17 protein-coding genes are annotated in these 15662 nt (G+C 68.7%); 12 read left to right on the top strand and 5 right to left on the bottom strand.

Annotated elements, in window-relative coordinates:
* Nucleotides 1-65: 65 nt before the first annotated feature.
* The 3 genes from IFR11_RS13135 to IFR11_RS13125 all read right to left on the bottom strand — a co-directional run bounded on the left by IFR11_RS13135 (nt 66) and on the right by IFR11_RS13125 (nt 3579).
* Nucleotides 66-1037: a LacI family DNA-binding transcriptional regulator gene (locus tag IFR11_RS13135; RefSeq protein WP_244630773.1), complete on the bottom strand. Its 972-nt coding sequence runs from the start codon at nt 1035-1037 to the stop codon at nt 66-68.
* Nucleotides 1038-1279: 242 nt separating this feature from the next.
* Nucleotides 1280-2167: a tagatose-bisphosphate aldolase gene (locus IFR11_RS13130; RefSeq protein WP_055939201.1), complete on the bottom strand. Its 888-nt coding sequence runs from the start codon at nt 2165-2167 to the stop codon at nt 1280-1282.
* 59 nt (nt 2168-2226) lie between these two features.
* On the bottom strand, nt 2227-3579 hold the full coding sequence (locus tag IFR11_RS13125; protein ID WP_191916448.1) for an FGGY family carbohydrate kinase: 1353 nt from the start codon (nt 3577-3579) through the stop codon (nt 2227-2229).
* Nucleotides 3580-3653: 74 nt separating this feature from the next.
* On the opposite strand from IFR11_RS13125, the gene IFR11_RS13120 reads away from it, so the two are divergent.
* From IFR11_RS13120 to IFR11_RS13110, 3 genes are all read left to right on the top strand, one after another.
* Nucleotides 3654-4895: an HAD-IA family hydrolase gene (locus IFR11_RS13120; protein WP_191916447.1), complete on the top strand. Its 1242-nt coding sequence runs from the start codon at nt 3654-3656 to the stop codon at nt 4893-4895.
* Between the two features lie 368 nt (nt 4896-5263).
* Nucleotides 5264-5581 carry a hypothetical protein gene (locus tag IFR11_RS13115; RefSeq protein WP_191916446.1) on the top strand — a complete coding sequence of 106 codons (318 nt, stop codon included), beginning with the start codon at nt 5264-5266 and terminating at the stop codon, nt 5579-5581.
* 133 nt (nt 5582-5714) lie between these two features.
* Nucleotides 5715-6137, top strand: coding sequence for a hypothetical protein (locus IFR11_RS13110; RefSeq protein ID WP_191916445.1), 423 nt, complete (start codon nt 5715-5717; stop codon nt 6135-6137).
* A gap of 52 nt (nt 6138-6189) precedes the next feature.
* Here IFR11_RS13110 and IFR11_RS13105 read toward each other — a convergent pair whose 3' ends face one another.
* The gene (locus IFR11_RS13105; protein ID WP_191916444.1) at nt 6190-6489 is read right to left on the bottom strand and encodes a hypothetical protein; all 300 of its coding nucleotides are present in this window, start codon (nt 6487-6489) and stop codon (nt 6190-6192) included.
* Between the two features lie 545 nt (nt 6490-7034).
* Between IFR11_RS13105 and IFR11_RS13100 the strand changes: the two genes are divergently transcribed.
* The 5 genes from IFR11_RS13100 to IFR11_RS13080 all read left to right on the top strand — a co-directional run bounded on the left by IFR11_RS13100 (nt 7035) and on the right by IFR11_RS13080 (nt 10668).
* Nucleotides 7035-7625 carry a TasA family protein gene (locus tag IFR11_RS13100; protein ID WP_191916443.1) on the top strand — a complete coding sequence of 197 codons (591 nt, stop codon included), beginning with the start codon at nt 7035-7037 and terminating at the stop codon, nt 7623-7625.
* Between the two features lie 4 nt (nt 7626-7629).
* Nucleotides 7630-8610 carry a hypothetical protein gene (locus tag IFR11_RS13095; RefSeq protein ID WP_191916442.1) on the top strand — a complete coding sequence of 327 codons (981 nt, stop codon included), beginning with the start codon at nt 7630-7632 and terminating at the stop codon, nt 8608-8610.
* 113 nt (nt 8611-8723) lie between these two features.
* Nucleotides 8724-9014 carry an antitoxin HicB gene (locus tag IFR11_RS13090; RefSeq protein WP_197979077.1) on the top strand — a complete coding sequence of 97 codons (291 nt, stop codon included), beginning with the start codon at nt 8724-8726 and terminating at the stop codon, nt 9012-9014.
* A 73-nt stretch (nt 9015-9087) separates the two neighbouring features.
* Nucleotides 9088-9303 carry a hypothetical protein gene (locus IFR11_RS13085; protein ID WP_191916441.1) on the top strand — a complete coding sequence of 72 codons (216 nt, stop codon included), beginning with the start codon at nt 9088-9090 and terminating at the stop codon, nt 9301-9303.
* A gap of 228 nt (nt 9304-9531) precedes the next feature.
* The gene (locus IFR11_RS13080; RefSeq protein WP_191916440.1) at nt 9532-10668 is read left to right on the top strand and encodes a DUF4232 domain-containing protein; all 1137 of its coding nucleotides are present in this window, start codon (nt 9532-9534) and stop codon (nt 10666-10668) included.
* Between the two features lie 356 nt (nt 10669-11024).
* Here the strand turns inward: IFR11_RS13080 and IFR11_RS13075 are convergent, their stop codons facing one another.
* A complete protein-coding gene (locus IFR11_RS13075; RefSeq protein ID WP_206755306.1) occupies nt 11025-11246 on the bottom strand; it encodes a hypothetical protein in 222 nt (73 codons plus the stop codon).
* Between the two features lie 480 nt (nt 11247-11726).
* Here IFR11_RS13075 and IFR11_RS13070 point away from each other — a divergent pair, with 480 nt between their 5' ends.
* The 4 genes from IFR11_RS13070 to IFR11_RS13055 all read left to right on the top strand — a co-directional run bounded on the left by IFR11_RS13070 (nt 11727) and on the right by IFR11_RS13055 (nt 15625).
* A complete protein-coding gene (locus tag IFR11_RS13070; RefSeq protein WP_191916465.1) occupies nt 11727-12926 on the top strand; it encodes an IS110 family transposase in 1200 nt (399 codons plus the stop codon).
* Between the two features lie 91 nt (nt 12927-13017).
* A complete protein-coding gene (locus tag IFR11_RS13065; RefSeq protein ID WP_191916438.1) occupies nt 13018-13782 on the top strand; it encodes a hypothetical protein in 765 nt (254 codons plus the stop codon).
* Nucleotides 13779-14354: a sigma-70 family RNA polymerase sigma factor gene (locus tag IFR11_RS13060; protein ID WP_191916437.1), complete on the top strand. Its 576-nt coding sequence runs from the start codon at nt 13779-13781 to the stop codon at nt 14352-14354. The genes IFR11_RS13065 and IFR11_RS13060 overlap by 4 nt, the downstream gene beginning before the upstream one ends.
* A 443-nt stretch (nt 14355-14797) precedes the next feature.
* Complete coding sequence (locus IFR11_RS13055; RefSeq protein WP_191916436.1) at nt 14798-15625, top strand: CPBP family intramembrane glutamic endopeptidase; 828 nt, start codon at nt 14798-14800, stop codon at nt 15623-15625.
* The last annotated feature ends 37 nt before the right edge of the window (nt 15626-15662 follow it).

Genomic DNA, 15662 nt, shown 5'->3' with positions numbered 1-15662 from the left:
CCCTCGCCCCACGCCCTCCGCCCATCACCGGCCGCGGGGCAGCGCCACCGGCCGCGGAGCGCGGGTCAGAGGCGGCAGGACTCCCGCTCGACCAGCGACACGTCGATCACCGTGAGCTCGTCGAGGCCGAGGCCGGCGTCGGGCCGCAGGCGGGCGAAGACGCGCTCCGCGGCGAGCGCTCCGATGCGGCGCGGATCCTGGTCGATCACGGTGACGGCCGGGGTGAGGGTGTCGGCCATCGGGAAGTCGCCGAAGCCGACGAAGGGCATCGGCGCCCCGCGCAGCACGTGCGCGAGCGCCATCGAGGAACGGGCGTTGGCCGAGAACAGCGCCGTCGGCGGCTCCGCCAGATCGCGGAGCCGTGTGAAGGCGGATGCCGCGGACTCGCGGTCGGAGACCTGAGAGGCCACGAGCTGCTCGTCGATCTCGACGCCGGCGTCGCGCAGCGCCCGGCGCCAGCCCTCGACGCGCTTGGTCTCGGTGGACAGGTGCACCATGTCGCCGACGTACGCGATGCGGCGGTGCCCGTGCGAGAGCAGGTGGCTGGTGGCGAGGTGAGCGCCGGCCTCGTCGTTCTCGGTGAAGGTGTCGGTGAGCAGACCCACGGGGGCACGGTCGACGAAGACGATGGGCGTGTGACCGCGCCAGCGCTCGAGCCACGAGTGGTCGGTGCCGACGGGCGCGATGACCAGCCCGGTCAGCTGGCGACCGAGCAGGGACTCGAGCGCGGGGCGTTCGTCGTCGGGATCCTCGCCGAGGCTCGTGACGAGGGTCGACAGGCCGTGACGCCGCGCGGTGTCTTCGACGCTGCGGGCGATGGCGGCGAAGAAGGGGTCGACGACGTCGGGCACGGCCACGCCGATGACCGAGGCGCGGCCCGCGCGGAACGTGGTCGCCAGGGCGTTGGGCACGTAGTTGAGCTCGCGCATCGCGGCCTCGACGATCGCCCGGGTGTCGGGCAGCACGTGGGGGTCGTCGTTGAAGACTCGCGAGACGGTCTTGGTGCTCACACCCGCGCGCTGGGCGACGTCGCGCATCGTCGTCACGAGGCACCTCCGGGATGTGGGCGAGTGGCGGCTTCGACGTGCAACCCTATCGGCCGGTCACCGTCGACCCGTGCCGGGCCGGCGAGGGCCGACACCGCTCCCCGCCGGGCGAAAGGAGAGCCCTCCCGCCCGGCACCGTGGCATCCATCCCCCGCATGCACACGCGGGATCCTCGACCGACGAATGTCGGACGCGGTCATGGACGTACCCGGCGCCGGGCGGTCGGGCGCATGTCAGCGGCCGTCGACGGCGTCGGCGAGCTCGCGCAGGCGCGGCAGGGCGCGGCCCGAGAGCAACTCCTCGCGGCGGTCGGCGTCGATCGAGAGGCTGTCCTTCCACAGTGACCGACCGGCCATCGCGCCCGACGCACCGTTGGCGACGGCCGTGCGCACCTGCTCGATGAAGGTCTCGTGGTCGACACCGGCCGACAGCACGGCCCACGGCACACCCTGGGCGACCTCGGTCACGCGGGCGCTGGCCTCGGCCGAGCCGGGGTACTGGAGCTTCAGGATCTTCGAGCCGCACGCGACCGCCAGTTCGGCGCCGTCGACGACGAGGTCGGCGAACTTCGCCTTGTACTCCTCGTCGCTCTCGTCCTCGAGCTGGTACGTGAGCAGCTCGACGATGAGCAGCAGGCCCTCGGCCTCGCAGGCGGCGACCAGGTCGCGGATCTCCTGGGCGACGCGGGAGTCGGCATCCTGCTTGTCGGGGCGCGTGTAGTAGAGCATCTTCGCGACGGTGCCGCCCATGTCGCGGACCGTGCGGGGGGTGACGCCGGGCACGAAGCGCGTGTACTTGAGGCCGTCGACGGTCTCGAAGCCCGAGGCGTCGAGGCCCACGACGAGTCCGGTGTCACGGTCGAGAACACCGTCGTCGACGATCTGCGGCAGCGCGACCTCGGGGTCGAGCAGGATTGCGGGAGCGTGGTTGGCGAGGTGGCGGACGAGGTCGGCCTTCACCTCGGCGAGCTCCTCGCGCGTGATGGCGTCGGAGCCGTTCGGGGCGTCCTTGATCGCGGCCTTCATGCCGTTGCGCTGGTCGGCGGCGACGATGAGCATGTGGCCGTCGGGGGTGCTGATCGACTGGAGCGCGCGGCGCTCGAGCGTGGTGAGTTCGTTCATGTTTCTCTCTTCTCTGGGGTGTGCGCGCGCGTGCGGTCGGGGCAGGCGCGAGGGTCGGGTCAGGAGGGGACGGATGCCGAGACGAGGCGCCGCGCCATGTCGGCGGCTGCCCACGCGACGTCCTGCTCGCGGGCGGACAGGGCGAGGTCGGGCAGGGCGTGGGCACGGGCGCGTCGGACCGAGGCCATGCCCGCCCACCCGCCGGTGAGCGTGGAGTGGGTCGCCGGGGCGACCTCACGGTCCATCGCGGCGATGAGCTCGGCGATCTCGGCGTTGCTGTGCCGGAGGGCGGCCCCGAAGATCTCGGCGGGAGAGGCCTCGGCGTGCAGCGTCAGGCGCAGGACGCCGTCGTCGTTGCGCGCCCCGGTGACCTCGATCGCGCCGGCCGGCAGCTCACCCTCGTAGGGAAGCGCCATCACCGCGGCGTCGAGGGCGTCGCGCCCCGCGCGATCGCTGATGCCGCTCGCGTGCAGCACGCGCCGCAGCAGGAGCCCGGTCTTGACGCCGGCGACGAGCACGTGTTTGCCGGGCACGACGTGGCGCACCTCGTTGATGAGGGCGTCGGCCAGGCGCTGGCGCGCGGCGTACCCCAGGGGCGCGTCGAGCACGCGCAGCAGTACCTCGGCCGTGCCGAGCGAGACGTGGTACCCGTCGGCATCCAGCGTGCCGTTGGCTTGAGCGGCCACGAGGTGGTCGTGGCCGGCGACGGTGAGGGCGGCACCCGCGACGCGCGGGCCGAAGACACCGGAGGCGACGCCCCACGAGAGGCCTCCGCCGCGGAGCGGGGGAAGCAGCGTGTCGTCGACGCCGAGGGCGTCGAGCATCGCGGGCCACGCGGCGCCGGAGTCCTGGTCGATGAGGCCGGTGCGTGAGGCGAGCGAGAGCTCGAGGGCGACGTCACCGCCGAGGGCGGCGACGATGAACTCGGGCAGGTCCAGCCAGCGCAGACCCGCGAGGTCGGTGCCCTGATCGCGCAACCAGGCGAGCTTGGCGACGCTCACCTGCGCTCCGAGGGGCAGGCCCGTGCGCCCGGCGAACTCCTCGCGCACCGCCCGCGGGAACGCCGCGATCTGCTCGAGGCCGCGCGGGTCGAACCAGGCGAAGCCCGGGCCCGCGGCGGCACCGCTCTCGTCGATCAGGATGCCGGTCTCCCCCATGCCGGCGACGGCGAGCGAGGTCAGCGGCTCGGCGGTCAGCGGGGCGAGGTCCGCGTCGACGAGGTCGACGAGCGCGCGCACGGAGGCCAGCAGGTCGGCGGCGTCGATGTCGGTGGTTCCGCCCGCTCCGACCCGCCACGGGGTGGGTACCTGAGCGCCGGCGATCTCGGTGCCGTCGTCGTCGATGACCAGCATCTTGATCGCGGTGCTGCCGAGGTCGAGCCCGGCGTGGAGGCGCGCTGACCCCGAAACCATGTCACCGGTGTCTCGCATGAGCGGCCGTCCTTTCCGGGACTTCTTCGAGTCCCGGAATTTCAAGCATGACACCGGTGACTTGCTACGTCTATGGTGGGGGTATGCCGTCGCCGTGTCAAATACCCGAATCGCTCGCCGTCGTCGTCGCCGGCACCGCCGGCAGCGGCAAGAGCACCCTGGGTCGGGCGATCGCCGAGCGCCTGCGGGCGCCCCTCGTCGACCTCGACAGCGTGACCACGCCGCTGCTCGACGCCCTGCCCGACGGCGCACTGGGCGACCACTGGCTCACGTCGCCGCACGCCCCCGCGATCCGCGCCGGACGCTATGCCGCCCTGCGCGCCACCGCCGCCGACGCCCTCTCCACGGCGGGCCGCGTGGTGGTCGTGGCGCCGTTCACCGCTGAGCTCACCGGGGGACCCGAGTGGGACGCCCTACGCGAGGCCCTCGCCCCCGCCGAGCCGCACGTCGTGCACGTCGACGGAGACCCCGCCGTGCTGGCATCCCGTCGCTCATCCCGCGGCGCGTCTCGCGACGCCCACCGCCCCGACACCGCTCCCGTGGCCCCCTCGATCCCGGTCACCGCCGTCGATGCCGAGCTGTCGACGGCGCAGCAGCTGGCCCGCGTCCTACCTGCGCTGGGGATCCGGCGGCCGATCGATGCGGACGCCGAGATCTTCACGCGCGAGTTCGACGCCGTGCTGTTCGACCTCGATGGCACGCTGGTGGACTCCACGGCATCCGTCGTGCGGTCGTGGCGCCGCTTCGCCGAGCACTTCGACGTGTCGATGGAGGCCCTGCACGCCAACCACGGTCAGCCCGCGAGCACGCTCGTGGGTCATCTGCTGCCCGCCGACCGGCATGCCGAAGCCCTCGCGCACGTCACCGACCTCGAGGTGACGGATGCCGTGGGCCTTCTCCCCATCCGAGGCGCCGACGCGTTCTTCGCGTCGGTGCCGGCCGAACGACAGGCCATCGTGACATCGGGATCGGTGCCGATCGCCACCGCACGTCTCGCCGCCGCGGGGTACGAGCGTCCCGCGGTGTTCGTCACGGTCGACGACGTCGAGAACGGCAAACCCCACCCCGAGCCGTTCCTCACCGCCGCCGCCCGCCTCGGCGTCGACCCCGCGCGCTGCCTCGTCGTCGAAGACGCGCCGGCCGGCATCGCGGCAGCCCGCGCCGCCGGCTGCGCCGTGCTGGCCCTCACCGGCACGACGGCCGACGACGAACTGACCGCCGACCTGGTGGTGGACGGACTGGATGCCGTGCGGCTCGATGTCGCGGCATCCGGAAGGCTGCGGTTGGTGCCGGCCTAACACCGGCGCTACCCGGCGAAACTCCCCATCCGTGCCCGTCGCAGCCCGCCGACCCGCCCCGCTCGACACAGGGCGCGGGTTCTCTCCGGCGATGCGTCGCCGAGTCCCCCACGAAAGATGCGTAAGGGTCAGAGTCGGTTTTGCACGTTTGCGGATTTCGCATTGGGGTTTGGCACCGATCCGATCCGCGGTTCTCGGGGCTTCTCGATGCGCCTCGCTCGCGGATTCCTGGGTGGTGCGAAACCGATCGGTTTCGCGCCACACGTAGGTTGAGCGTCATGGCGAACTCCTCGACACTTCCGAACGAACCCTTCCACCCAGGCGCGGCCCCGAGCCCTACCAGCAGCAGCTCCGGGCGGCGCGCTTGCATGTGGATCGTCACCTCGCTCGCGGGCGTCGTGTTGTTCACTTCCTGGTTCTGGCTGGGCCTAGTCGAAGAGGGTGCCCGGCAAGACAGCGGCCAAGCGGGTCAGGACTATGCCGACGCACTCGTGAACGACTTCGGCATCACGCCAGTCGTCGTCGCCCACATTGCGGCGCTGGGCATCGTCGTGGCCATAGGCGTGTGGTCCCGCAGGTCCAATGAAACCGGCTTTATCGTTCCGGTCCTCGTTTGCGTAGCCTCGTCCGTCGTGGGCCTCTTGCTTTCCATACCGCTGACCGCGCCGATTCCGGCACTGCCCTGACAACGAGCTAGACGGCCGCGCACGACAGCCCCAGGCAGGGCGTTACTGATCGTCGGTCAGCTTCCCCGCTCGGCCGCGACGACCGTTCGACCACTGACAACAAGCCACCACCCGCCCTCCGTAGGGTTGAGCGATGCGCCGACGGTCGATCGTGGTCCCCATAACTGCTGTAGTTCTGCTGGGGTGTTTGAGCGCCTGCGGCTTTGCCCGGCCTGACGTTGTTGACCGCGCCGACGAGATCGCGGTGGCGGGCGGCACGTGCCGTATCGAGTGGTGGCTGGCGGGCTTGTCTGATGAAGCAACGGACGAGGCGTGGCGCGTCGCGCGCGCCGCCCTCAAAGAGTCGACCGTCAGTCCCAAGGAATTCGAGTCGTGGATGGACATGCTCACCAACCTCGACGACACGGAGTGGTCATCAGAAACCGAACTCGCAGGCGCGGTGCATCGAGAGGCCGTCCGTGCCGACGTGCGAACGGCTCTGGCGGACGCTGGCTATCCAGATGAAAACCGTGTGATCGAGACCTACTCGTCTACGCGCTGCGCTCCCACTCCCTGACCCACGCCGCGTGGTGCGCAACCGATCGGTTTCGCACCATCCGGTGAACCGATCAGGGCACCGGTCGCTTCTCGGGGGGAGAGTCGGCGACGTGGTCGTCTTTTTCTCGAGTAAGCAGCGCCACGATTGGATCGATAAGAGTGGCTAGCGGGTCGTGATCGCGCAGGCGTCGCCCACCGCACAGCCAGGACCGCGCGGAGTGATTGCCATTGTCGAGAACGTCGGCTCGACATAGAACGCCGCGATCATCACGTTGTCGTCGTTGACGAGAGTTTATCGCGCGGCCGGAGGTGACGATGTCCTCGATCTCGTCTGGGCTCTGCGTTCCCACCAAGCTGTTGAGCTTGGCCACGGCCTCCGCGGCCGGGTTGGAGGTGTACGCAACAAAGTTCGGCGTCTATGCCAGCGGCGCGGCGGCGGTGCTAGCCGCCGCCGGCAGTGCCGTCGCGATCAGACCCAGCGCGAGCCCTGCGGTCAGCGTCATACGTCGAAGAGCTTTCATAGCCGGTTCTCCCACGTCTCGCATATCAACGACATTGCGCGGCCACGCTAACCCGACGCGCTCGAACATCGCTGCCCTCCCTGGGGAGAGGTTCGCGCCCAGCTCTGTGCATTTTCCCCCGCCGTCGTCGACAGAATCACACGCTGCCCCCTCGCGCGATCAGCTAGGCATGAGCTGCTGCGATTCATCCATTTGAACGAGCGGCGATCACCACGATCAGATCGTGTCGCGGTGATCGAGCGCCGCCGCCGACGCGCGCGCGGTATTCATTCTCCTGAATAGATGCCACGGTATGGGGCGACATGTCAAGCCCCCGGGTCGGTGTCACGCCGCACTACTGGTTTATCTACTGTTCTGGTGTCCATCCGCACACCGATCTCGTGGGGAGATCCAGCATGTCGAAGTTCACTCGCCGCTCGTCCCGCATCGCCACCGCGATCGCCGTCCCCGTGGCGGTCATCACGGCCGGCGTTCTCGTATCGACCAGTTCCTATGCGGCCTTCTCTGACACGTCGTCCAACGAGGGCAACGCCTGGCGGGCCGGAACCGTCCAGATCGACGACGATTCCGCCGGCCGTGTCCTGTTCAGCGCCACCAACGCCAAACCCGGCGACGGTGGCGAGAACTGCGTCACGGTCACCTCGACGGGCTCGCTCGCCTCACAGGTACGTCTGTACGCCACCGACGTCTCGACCACTAACGGGCTGGCTGACCACGTGACCCTGAGAGTGGAGCAGGGTGTCGGCGGCAGCGCTGGCTCGTGTGCCGGCTTTTCGGCGCAGAGCACGGTCTACGACGGCCGCCTCGCGGGCTTCGTGGCCACCCACACCTCGTTCGCAGACGGCGCGGCCACTTGGAGCCCGACGGGTGAGAACACTGATGCCCGCACATTCCGTGTGACCTGGCAGCTCGCTGGCGACGCCCCGAACAGCGTCCAGGGTGGGACCGCCGCCACTTCGTTCGTCTGGGAAGCGCAGAACGGCTGAATCGGTGCACCTGCGACGAATTGCCACCATTGCGGGGGTGGCGGCGGCGCGGGCAATTGTCGTCCTGGTGCTGGGGCTCGGTTTCTGGGCGGCGGCACCGATTGTTGTGGGCTGGCATCCGACCACGGTGATGACGGCGTCCATGTCGCCGGCGATCGAGGTCGGCGATGTCGTCGTGGCGCGGCCCGCATCTCTTGACCAGATGGTCCCGGGTCGTGTGCTGCTGGGCGAGGACCCCGACTGGCCCGGACGCCTGCGGCTCCACCGTGTCTCGGAGGTGTCGGCCGACGGTGCACTCATCACCCGGGGTGACGCGAATCCGTCGGTCGACACGTCGCCCATCCGCCCCGAGGCTGTCCACGGCGTCGGGGTGCTGCGGGTTCCCTGGATCGGGCTGCCCATCGTGTGGTTACGTACGGGGCAGGTTCTCCCGCTCGCAACGACCATGGCGGCCTTCATCCTCTGTGTGAGCGTCGCCCTACGCCAGGGTGCAGATGACGAGCCGGCCGACCCCCCGGGCGCCTCGGTCGACCCCTCCGCACCCGCGGATACTCCACAGACCCGCCGCATGCGTCGCGCTCTGGGGGTGGTCTCGACGGTGGCGTTGACCACCACTCTGGCGGCGACACCGGCCTGGGCGGCGCTCGGCGATACTGCGTGGACCCCGGCACGCGTCGAGGCCGGCCGCGTCACGGCACCCTTGTCGTTGGGATGCTCCAACGACGGCGGCGCGGTGGTCACCTGGGCATACGACGAATGGGAACCGCGCAGCTTTGACCTGCTGGTTGATGGCCAGGTGGTCGCCCGCGACCTCTCACCCTGGGCTCGATCCGCGCGCGTGCCCCAGGATCGCTTCTACTCGGTGTTCCGCAGCTCGACGGTGACGGTGCGCGCGAACGTTGGCGGGCAGTGGAGCGCCGACTCGTCGACGTCGGTATCGATCGGCGGTGCCCTGTTCGGGTTCGGGCGGCCGTTCTGCCGCTGAGCACCCCAGCGTGGGGTCAGGGGCCGCCCTCAGGGATGGCGGATGGGAACTCGCGACCAACGGCGATTCCGTGACCCAAGTCCGCCACCTTGACCGTGCGGAACGGCAGGTCCGTGACTGACTACCTCGACACCCTCGACCCCGACATCGACCACAGCGACGTCCATTTCAATCTCATCCCCGACCTCGGAGCCGGCGTCTCGGTGCGCGTGAGAGCGGCGCGGGAGGCCACCGCGGCCGCGCAGGAGCGTCAGATCGCCGCAGCGCGCCAGGCGCGCACGATCGTCGGCGAACGCCGCGCGCACGGCGTTGCCGTCACCGACGCTGCCGTGCTTCTCGGCGTCAGCCCCGCCCGCATCAGCCAGCTCAACGAGGACAAGACCGACGCAGCGGTCGCGGCCTAACCCGGCCGCTTCATCTCGCAGGAAGAAGGCACCCACGAGCCGCACCGCAACTGCCGTGGTCGTCAAGGCCACGATGACCACCGTCGACGGCGAAGACGTCACCCGCCTGTACGGACCGTTCCTTCCTCATGTCGGCTCAGCTACCACCTCGTTCGTCGACGATCTCGAGAACGAGCTCGCAGAATCGGGCCGGTACGTCAGCTGGGATACATCGATCGAGCACCTGTTCATCGGCGTCGGCGAATCCGACTGCGAGATACGCCCCACCCGCAGACACGACGACGCATGAGGAGGAAGTGGGGATGACCGGGGGCCAGGACGAAGAGGGCGAGTGGGCCACGGTCACCGTCGACGTGGCTGCCGACTGGCTCATCCGCAGCGCTCTCCCGGCGTTCTGTGGCCTCGGCGACATGTTCGCCGAGGACGCCGAATGGTTCCGCCTCCTCGAGCCCTTCCAAGCTCACGCCCTTGTGCGAAGCTGCAGGGGCGTGAGCGCTGGGTGCGACAAGATGAGCGGGTGCGTGCACTTTTCTCTCCTCGCTTCCTTGTGGCCGGTGCTGTCGTTGCCGTCCTGTGGGTTTTCACGGCCGGTTTGCGCGACGTCGTTCTGCAGATCCCGAGCGGCGTGGCGCAGGTGTCGAGCGTGCTGCCGGAACTCGTGCCGACGACCCTGACGGTCTATCAGAGCGGGGGCGGTGGCGTGGCTGTGATCATCATTGGCGGCGTTGTGCTCGCCGCCGTCTACGTGATCCTCACGGGAGTGCTGCACCGACCGCGGGGTTCTGCCGTCATCACGGCATGGTTCGCTCTGGTTCTTGCGAGCGCTGTCGTGGGGTTGGGGTTTGACGTCGGTGCTGGATGGACGTGGATTGTCTCTTTCGGCCCGCGGGGGTTGTTGACGAGCGGGTTCGGCGCCGCGACGGCTGCGGGGGCACTGTGGGGTCTCGCGGTGGGTTGGATTCCGGCACTGATCGCCCACCAGCCGGGTGGCGAGCCGACTGTTGGTCGCGCGCCGCTCTGGCTCACACCTGTCGCGGTCATCGCCGTGGTGGGGGTAAGCATCACAGGTGCGGTCACCGACGCCGCGCGGACGGCTGCGATCGCGGCCGAGAATGCTGCACAGCAGGAGGTTGACGCTGCCAGCAGCTTCGGTGCGGTGCCCGATCCTGACGCGCCGGGCGTGCCGGTCCCCGAGACGGCTGATGCCGTGGTTTCTGACGATCCGCAGTGGTGCACACCTGAGCGGGCCACCATCTTGAAAGGTGAACCCGACGCGGCCACAGGACACCGGGGGATGCCGCTTCAACTCCTGAACTTCTCAGACCAGCCGTGCGTGATCGAGGGATATCCCGACGTTGCCCTCGGAGATCAGAACGGGCACCTACTCGAGGTGACGATCGAGCACGGCCGGTCGTTCATGGCCCAAGATCCCGGCCCACAACGCGTGGAAGTACCGGCTGGTGGTGAAGCGGTCGCCGTGCTGGGGTGGGATGCCGCCTCACCGCACGGCGCGCTCGTGACGAAGACGGTATGGGCTGCGCCCACGGCGGGGATGGTGCGGGGGTCGTGGCCGATCGAGCTGGACATCGTCGAAGGATCAACCGTCGCCATCACCGCGTGGACCGTCGATACCGACCCGACAAGCCCAGGCTGACCAACCGGCTGGCGAGGTCGTGACCGGCAGGTTGGAAGGAAGCGCAGCCTACGGGTCAACGCGTGGGACGGCGCCAGAGTTCGTTCGATCGTCGTACTTGGTGAGCCCCGCTAAAACTCCCTGTGCCGCGAAGCGACCGCGACAATCATTAGGAGACCTGCGGGGACACGGACGGCCCAAGTGAGGAGGGCACCGGTCGCTACGGCTGTCGCGCTGGCGAAGAACCACCATTCCTCACCCACGAGGGCAGGTGGGGCAGCCGCCAACAGGATCGCGCTCGCAATGCACCACACGGATGCCCCGCTGATCTTCGATGGACGGGTCTTCCTCCTTGAAGCGTTCTATGATGCTCCGCTTCAGTGCTGCCATGGGTGGTACCGGGTGGTGCCCTGCTGTGCGCGTTCCCACACGTCGCCGACGGTGTACATGAATCCGTTTTTGTCGGGCGGTGGAAGATGACCGGTGGTGGTCACCCATTCGCGGTCCGCGGCTGTCATGTGTGTTTCAAGCCGTCGACCTCCGTCGGATTCGATGATGACCTCTTCAGAGACGTTCCCGGCGGTGACGGCGGTCACCATGCCCTCCAGACGGCGCGCATTGTCTACCGTCGCGTCCAGCCACCACGACCCTGCGCCAACGTGCAGACCGATCTGATCTGTGTCCTGATCCGAGCGAGCCCATCGCACTGTTGCTGGCCCCTTCGCGGAGCGGGACCATAGTGATGGCTGTGCGTTGGGGTAACCGGGAAAGGTCGAAGTTCCGCCGCTCACCAGCAGGACCAGACCAGGGGTGACGCCAATCCCCCCCCCCCCCCCGTTACTTTGTTCGTGACCGTTCGGCGACCATGCTGGGCGGTGACAGCCTGCCGGGCTCGGCATGATTGGTCCCCCCTGTCGCACTCATGATCCGGGGGGTGTTGTCACCGAGCCTGGTTGGCGGTGGGTGATCGCTGATAGGGGCCAGGCCCGAGCACGCTCGAGGTCGTTCGTAACGTGGATGCCGAGACGCACCGTCGCAGCTGTCATTCGAGAGCGAACGGAGGAGCAGTGGTCACCTAAATTGAGAACTACGACCAGGTCGACGTGTTCGTCGGCCTGGACGTCGGCAAAGGCGAGCACCACGCGGTCGCCCTCGACCGGACCGGGATGAAGCTCTACGACCGAGCGCTACCCAACGACGAACGACGACTGCGCACGGTGTTGGCAGATCTGCAGAAGCACGGCGTCGTGCTTCTGATCGTGGATCAGCCGGCAACGATTGGCGCGTTGCCCATCGCAGTCGCGCAGGCGGCCGGCGCGCTGGTCGGTTACCTGCCGGGACTAGCCATGCGACGCATCGCAGACCTGCACCCGGGCGAAGCGAAAACCGACGCGAGAGACGCAGCGATCATCGCGGAGACGGCGCGGTCGATGCCGCACACCCTGCGGTCGATCCAGGCGACGGATGAGCAGGTGGCCGAGCTCACGATGCTCTGCGGATTCGATGACGACCTCGCCGGCCAGATCACCCAGGTCGGCAACCGGGTCAGGGGGCTGCTCACCCAGATCCACCCCGCGCTGGAACGCGTGGTGGGGTCGCGGCTCGATCATCCGGCAATCCTGGACTTGCTGGAGCGCTACCCATCACCGGCTGATCTTCGCGCTGCGGGCGAGAAGCGGATCGCGACACGGATGCTGAAACTCGCACCCCGGAAAGGAAGAGACTGGGCACACGAGATCATCGTCGCGCTCGACGAGCAGACGGTCTTGGTCACCGGCACCAACGCGGCCGCCCTGGTTCTCCCACGACTCGCGGCGCAGCTCGCGACCCTGCGTAAGCAGCGCGACGAGGTCGCAGCGGAGGTTGAGCGCCTGGTCGATGCGCACCCTCTTCAGCCCGTCCTGACGAGCATGCCCGGAGTCGGCGTCAGGACCGCAGCCCGACTCCTCACCGAAGTCGCCGGCAAACACTTCCCCACCGCCGGACACCTCGCCGCCTACGCGGGCCTCGCCCCCGTCACCCGAAGATCCGGGTCATCGATCCGAAGCGAATACTCGTCGCGTCGCGGGAACAAGATCCTGAAGAGCGCGATGTTCCTCTCCGCATTCGCCGCGCTCCGCGACCCCGACTCCCGCGCCTACTACGACCGGAAAATCGGCCACGGCAAACGTCACAACCAAGCGCTCCTCGCCTTGGCCCGATGCCGGTCCGATGTCCTCTACGCCATGCTGCGCGACGGCACCCTCTACGCGGCACCGCCGCAACAGATCGCTGCCTGACTCATCACTGGAGGCGTCGACGCAGGAAAGTTGTAACGGTTCGCACCACCTCGGACATGAACAAAGTGTTCAGTCCAAGATGGGAGCACCAATGAAGACCGTGTCAGATGCCAACCTTCTCGAAGCCCTGCGCGCGGCGGACCCCGCGGCGCTGATCACTCTGACATCCGCCGACGCGGCCGCGTCGACTCGGCAGGCCCGTCCACGGCGGGCGCCGCGGCGACGATGGACGATCTGGGCGACCGCGCTGACCGCAGTCGTCGTCGTGGGGTTGCCGGTCGGGGCTGTCGCGACCGGGTTTGCGGCCCGGACCGGATGGTTCGGATCCCCCAACCCCGGGGATGACCGCGGAAGCTTCGTGAGCACCGAGTCGGACGACACCGAGTGGCTAGATCTTGGGGCGGACGACCTGCCGCAAGTCGTTGCATCGCTCTATCCGGAATGGTTGCCGCTCGCACCGGGGGTGACTTCCGATGCGCTCACCGCACGCGTCACCGAAGCGATGACGGGTATGGAGGGGCTGGCTCAGGAGACCCTGGTCCGCCGCACCTACGAATACGAGGCCTACCGGGACTGGATCGGAGCATGGATCACCGCTCACGACACCGGAGATACCAACGGACAGACAACTGCAGCGATAATCCTCGAGGAAGCGGCCGACTGGCCCGCCATGGTGGAAACAGATGGCGGCGGGGTCACCGACATCATGCGCGCATTCGCTCAACGCATTGCTGACGGAGACAACGACGCCGCGCAAGCCCTCGCTCAGATCGAGAACGCCCCCAGCTGGGACGGCCAAGACCGCTCCGAACTCGGGACAGAGATCTACAACGAGGTTCTCGGGGCGAACGAGTGAACCCCACCGATGCCATCACCGGCAGCATCCCCGCCTCAGCCGACAACCTCCCGGCAACCGTCTTCACCCCCACGCCAGCCAACCCCGACCGCGCCTTCGAGACGGCGATCGCTCCCCTCGTGCCCCTCCTCCTGCGCTACTTCGCCCGCCGCGTCACGCCCACCGACGACGCGGCCGACTGCACATCAGAAACGCTCCTCGCCCTCTGGCGCCACCGCTCACGGCTACCGCAATCCGAAAACGAACGCCGAGCATGGGCATACGGCATCGCCCGCAAAGTCCTCGCAAACCACCACCGAGGCCGCATCCGACGCACTACGGCCGACCACGCCCTCCGCGCGGCGGCAGCCACACCCGTCACGCCCGTGCCTGATGAAGCATTCACGGCCGCTGAGGCACTCAAACTTCTCAACCCACGGGATCAAGAGCTGATCCGCCTCATCGTCTGGGAAGAGCTCACCGTCGCGGACGCCGGCCGGGTGCTCGGCATCCGCCCGGGAACAGCACGAACCCGCTATTCACGAGCGCTGAACCGCCTCCGCACGACCTACGCGCTCCTCGACCAGGCGTAATCAAGGCACTCGAACCGCTTGACGAAAGAGATAGGGGCATCCCCCCAACCCAAAGTGCCCACAGGGCCCGCACTCGGATGCGACCGAGGGCCAGCCGCTGTTGGATGAGGGATGCCATGGGTTGACTCTCTCGGCCAACGCACTTCGAGCGCAACCAGCTCGCCCGTGCCGCAAAACCGATCGGTTCGCGTCAGCGCGTCAGGACGTCATCGGGAGCCGTTCCTGCTGGCCGCTGCCCGCCTCGGCGCCGAGCCCCGCCGCGCGACCCAGGCCCCGAGCCCCGCCCCGCACACCTCCGGCAACCCGCCCCACCACCCGCTCCCACCCACCCTTCCCCCGCAAAACGCAGGAGTTGTGCCGAAGCCGCAGCGCACACCCCGCCATCGCGGCCCCTCTGTCACGATGAAGCACGAACGGGCGGCAGGGCATTCAAGGGGGCAGACATGGCGCACGGCGCATCGAGCTGGTCGAGATTCTGGAACCGGGGCGGGTTCTGGCGGGCGCTCCTGCTCGCGGTCGTCTATCTCGGCGTCTATCTGCTGATCGGTTTTCTGCTCAGCCGCGTACTCACCCCGGGCGGAAGCCTGCGGGGCGAGACGGGCAGCGCCGGCGACGTGTTCTTCGGCACCGGCCTCCCGATCCTCGTCACCGGGGTACTGCTCGTCGCCTTCGCGGCGTCGGTCGGGTGGCGCCGAGAGCTGTTCTCGCGGCAGACGCTCGGTGGGCGCCGGTGGATGTGGACGGCCGTGATCGTCGTGCTGGCGATCAACGTCTTCGCCCTGCTCTCGATCGATTACGCAGCCGCGGGGCTCCCGCTCGTCGGCGCCTGGTTGGTGACGGGACTGTTCATCGGCTTCGTCGAAGAGCTCGTCACGCGCGGCTTCGTGGTGAACCTCATGCGCAAGGCCGGTCACCGCGAGATCGCCGTGGCCCTCGCCTCGGCCGGGATCTTCGCCGCGCTGCACCTCGCCAACCTGTTCACCTCGACCGAGGGCGTCGCCGTGGTGCTGCAGCAGGTCGTGTACACCTTCTTCTTCGGCCTGTGCATGTACCTCGTGCTGCGGGTGACCCGCACGCTGATCGCCCCGATGCTCGTGCACGCGAGCACCGACCCGACCCTCGAACTGCACGCCCTGTTCCCGGCCAACGGCCTGCTCGGCGTCGTTCCCACGCTCAGCACCTACATCGTCGTGCTCACCGGGCTGATTCTGCTGATCGCCCTGATCGTGAGTGAGCGCCGCCGCGCCGCCGCCGCACCCGCCTTCGAGTGAGGGGTCGATTCCCGTCGCCGCGGGGCTCCCGAGGCGA

This window comes from Microbacterium sp. CFBP 8801, from assembly GCF_014839455.1.
Taxonomy (GTDB): domain Bacteria; phylum Actinomycetota; class Actinomycetes; order Actinomycetales; family Microbacteriaceae; genus Microbacterium.
Note: the sequence above shows the minus strand (reverse complement) of the source record. Positions and strands in the feature narration are given on the sequence as shown.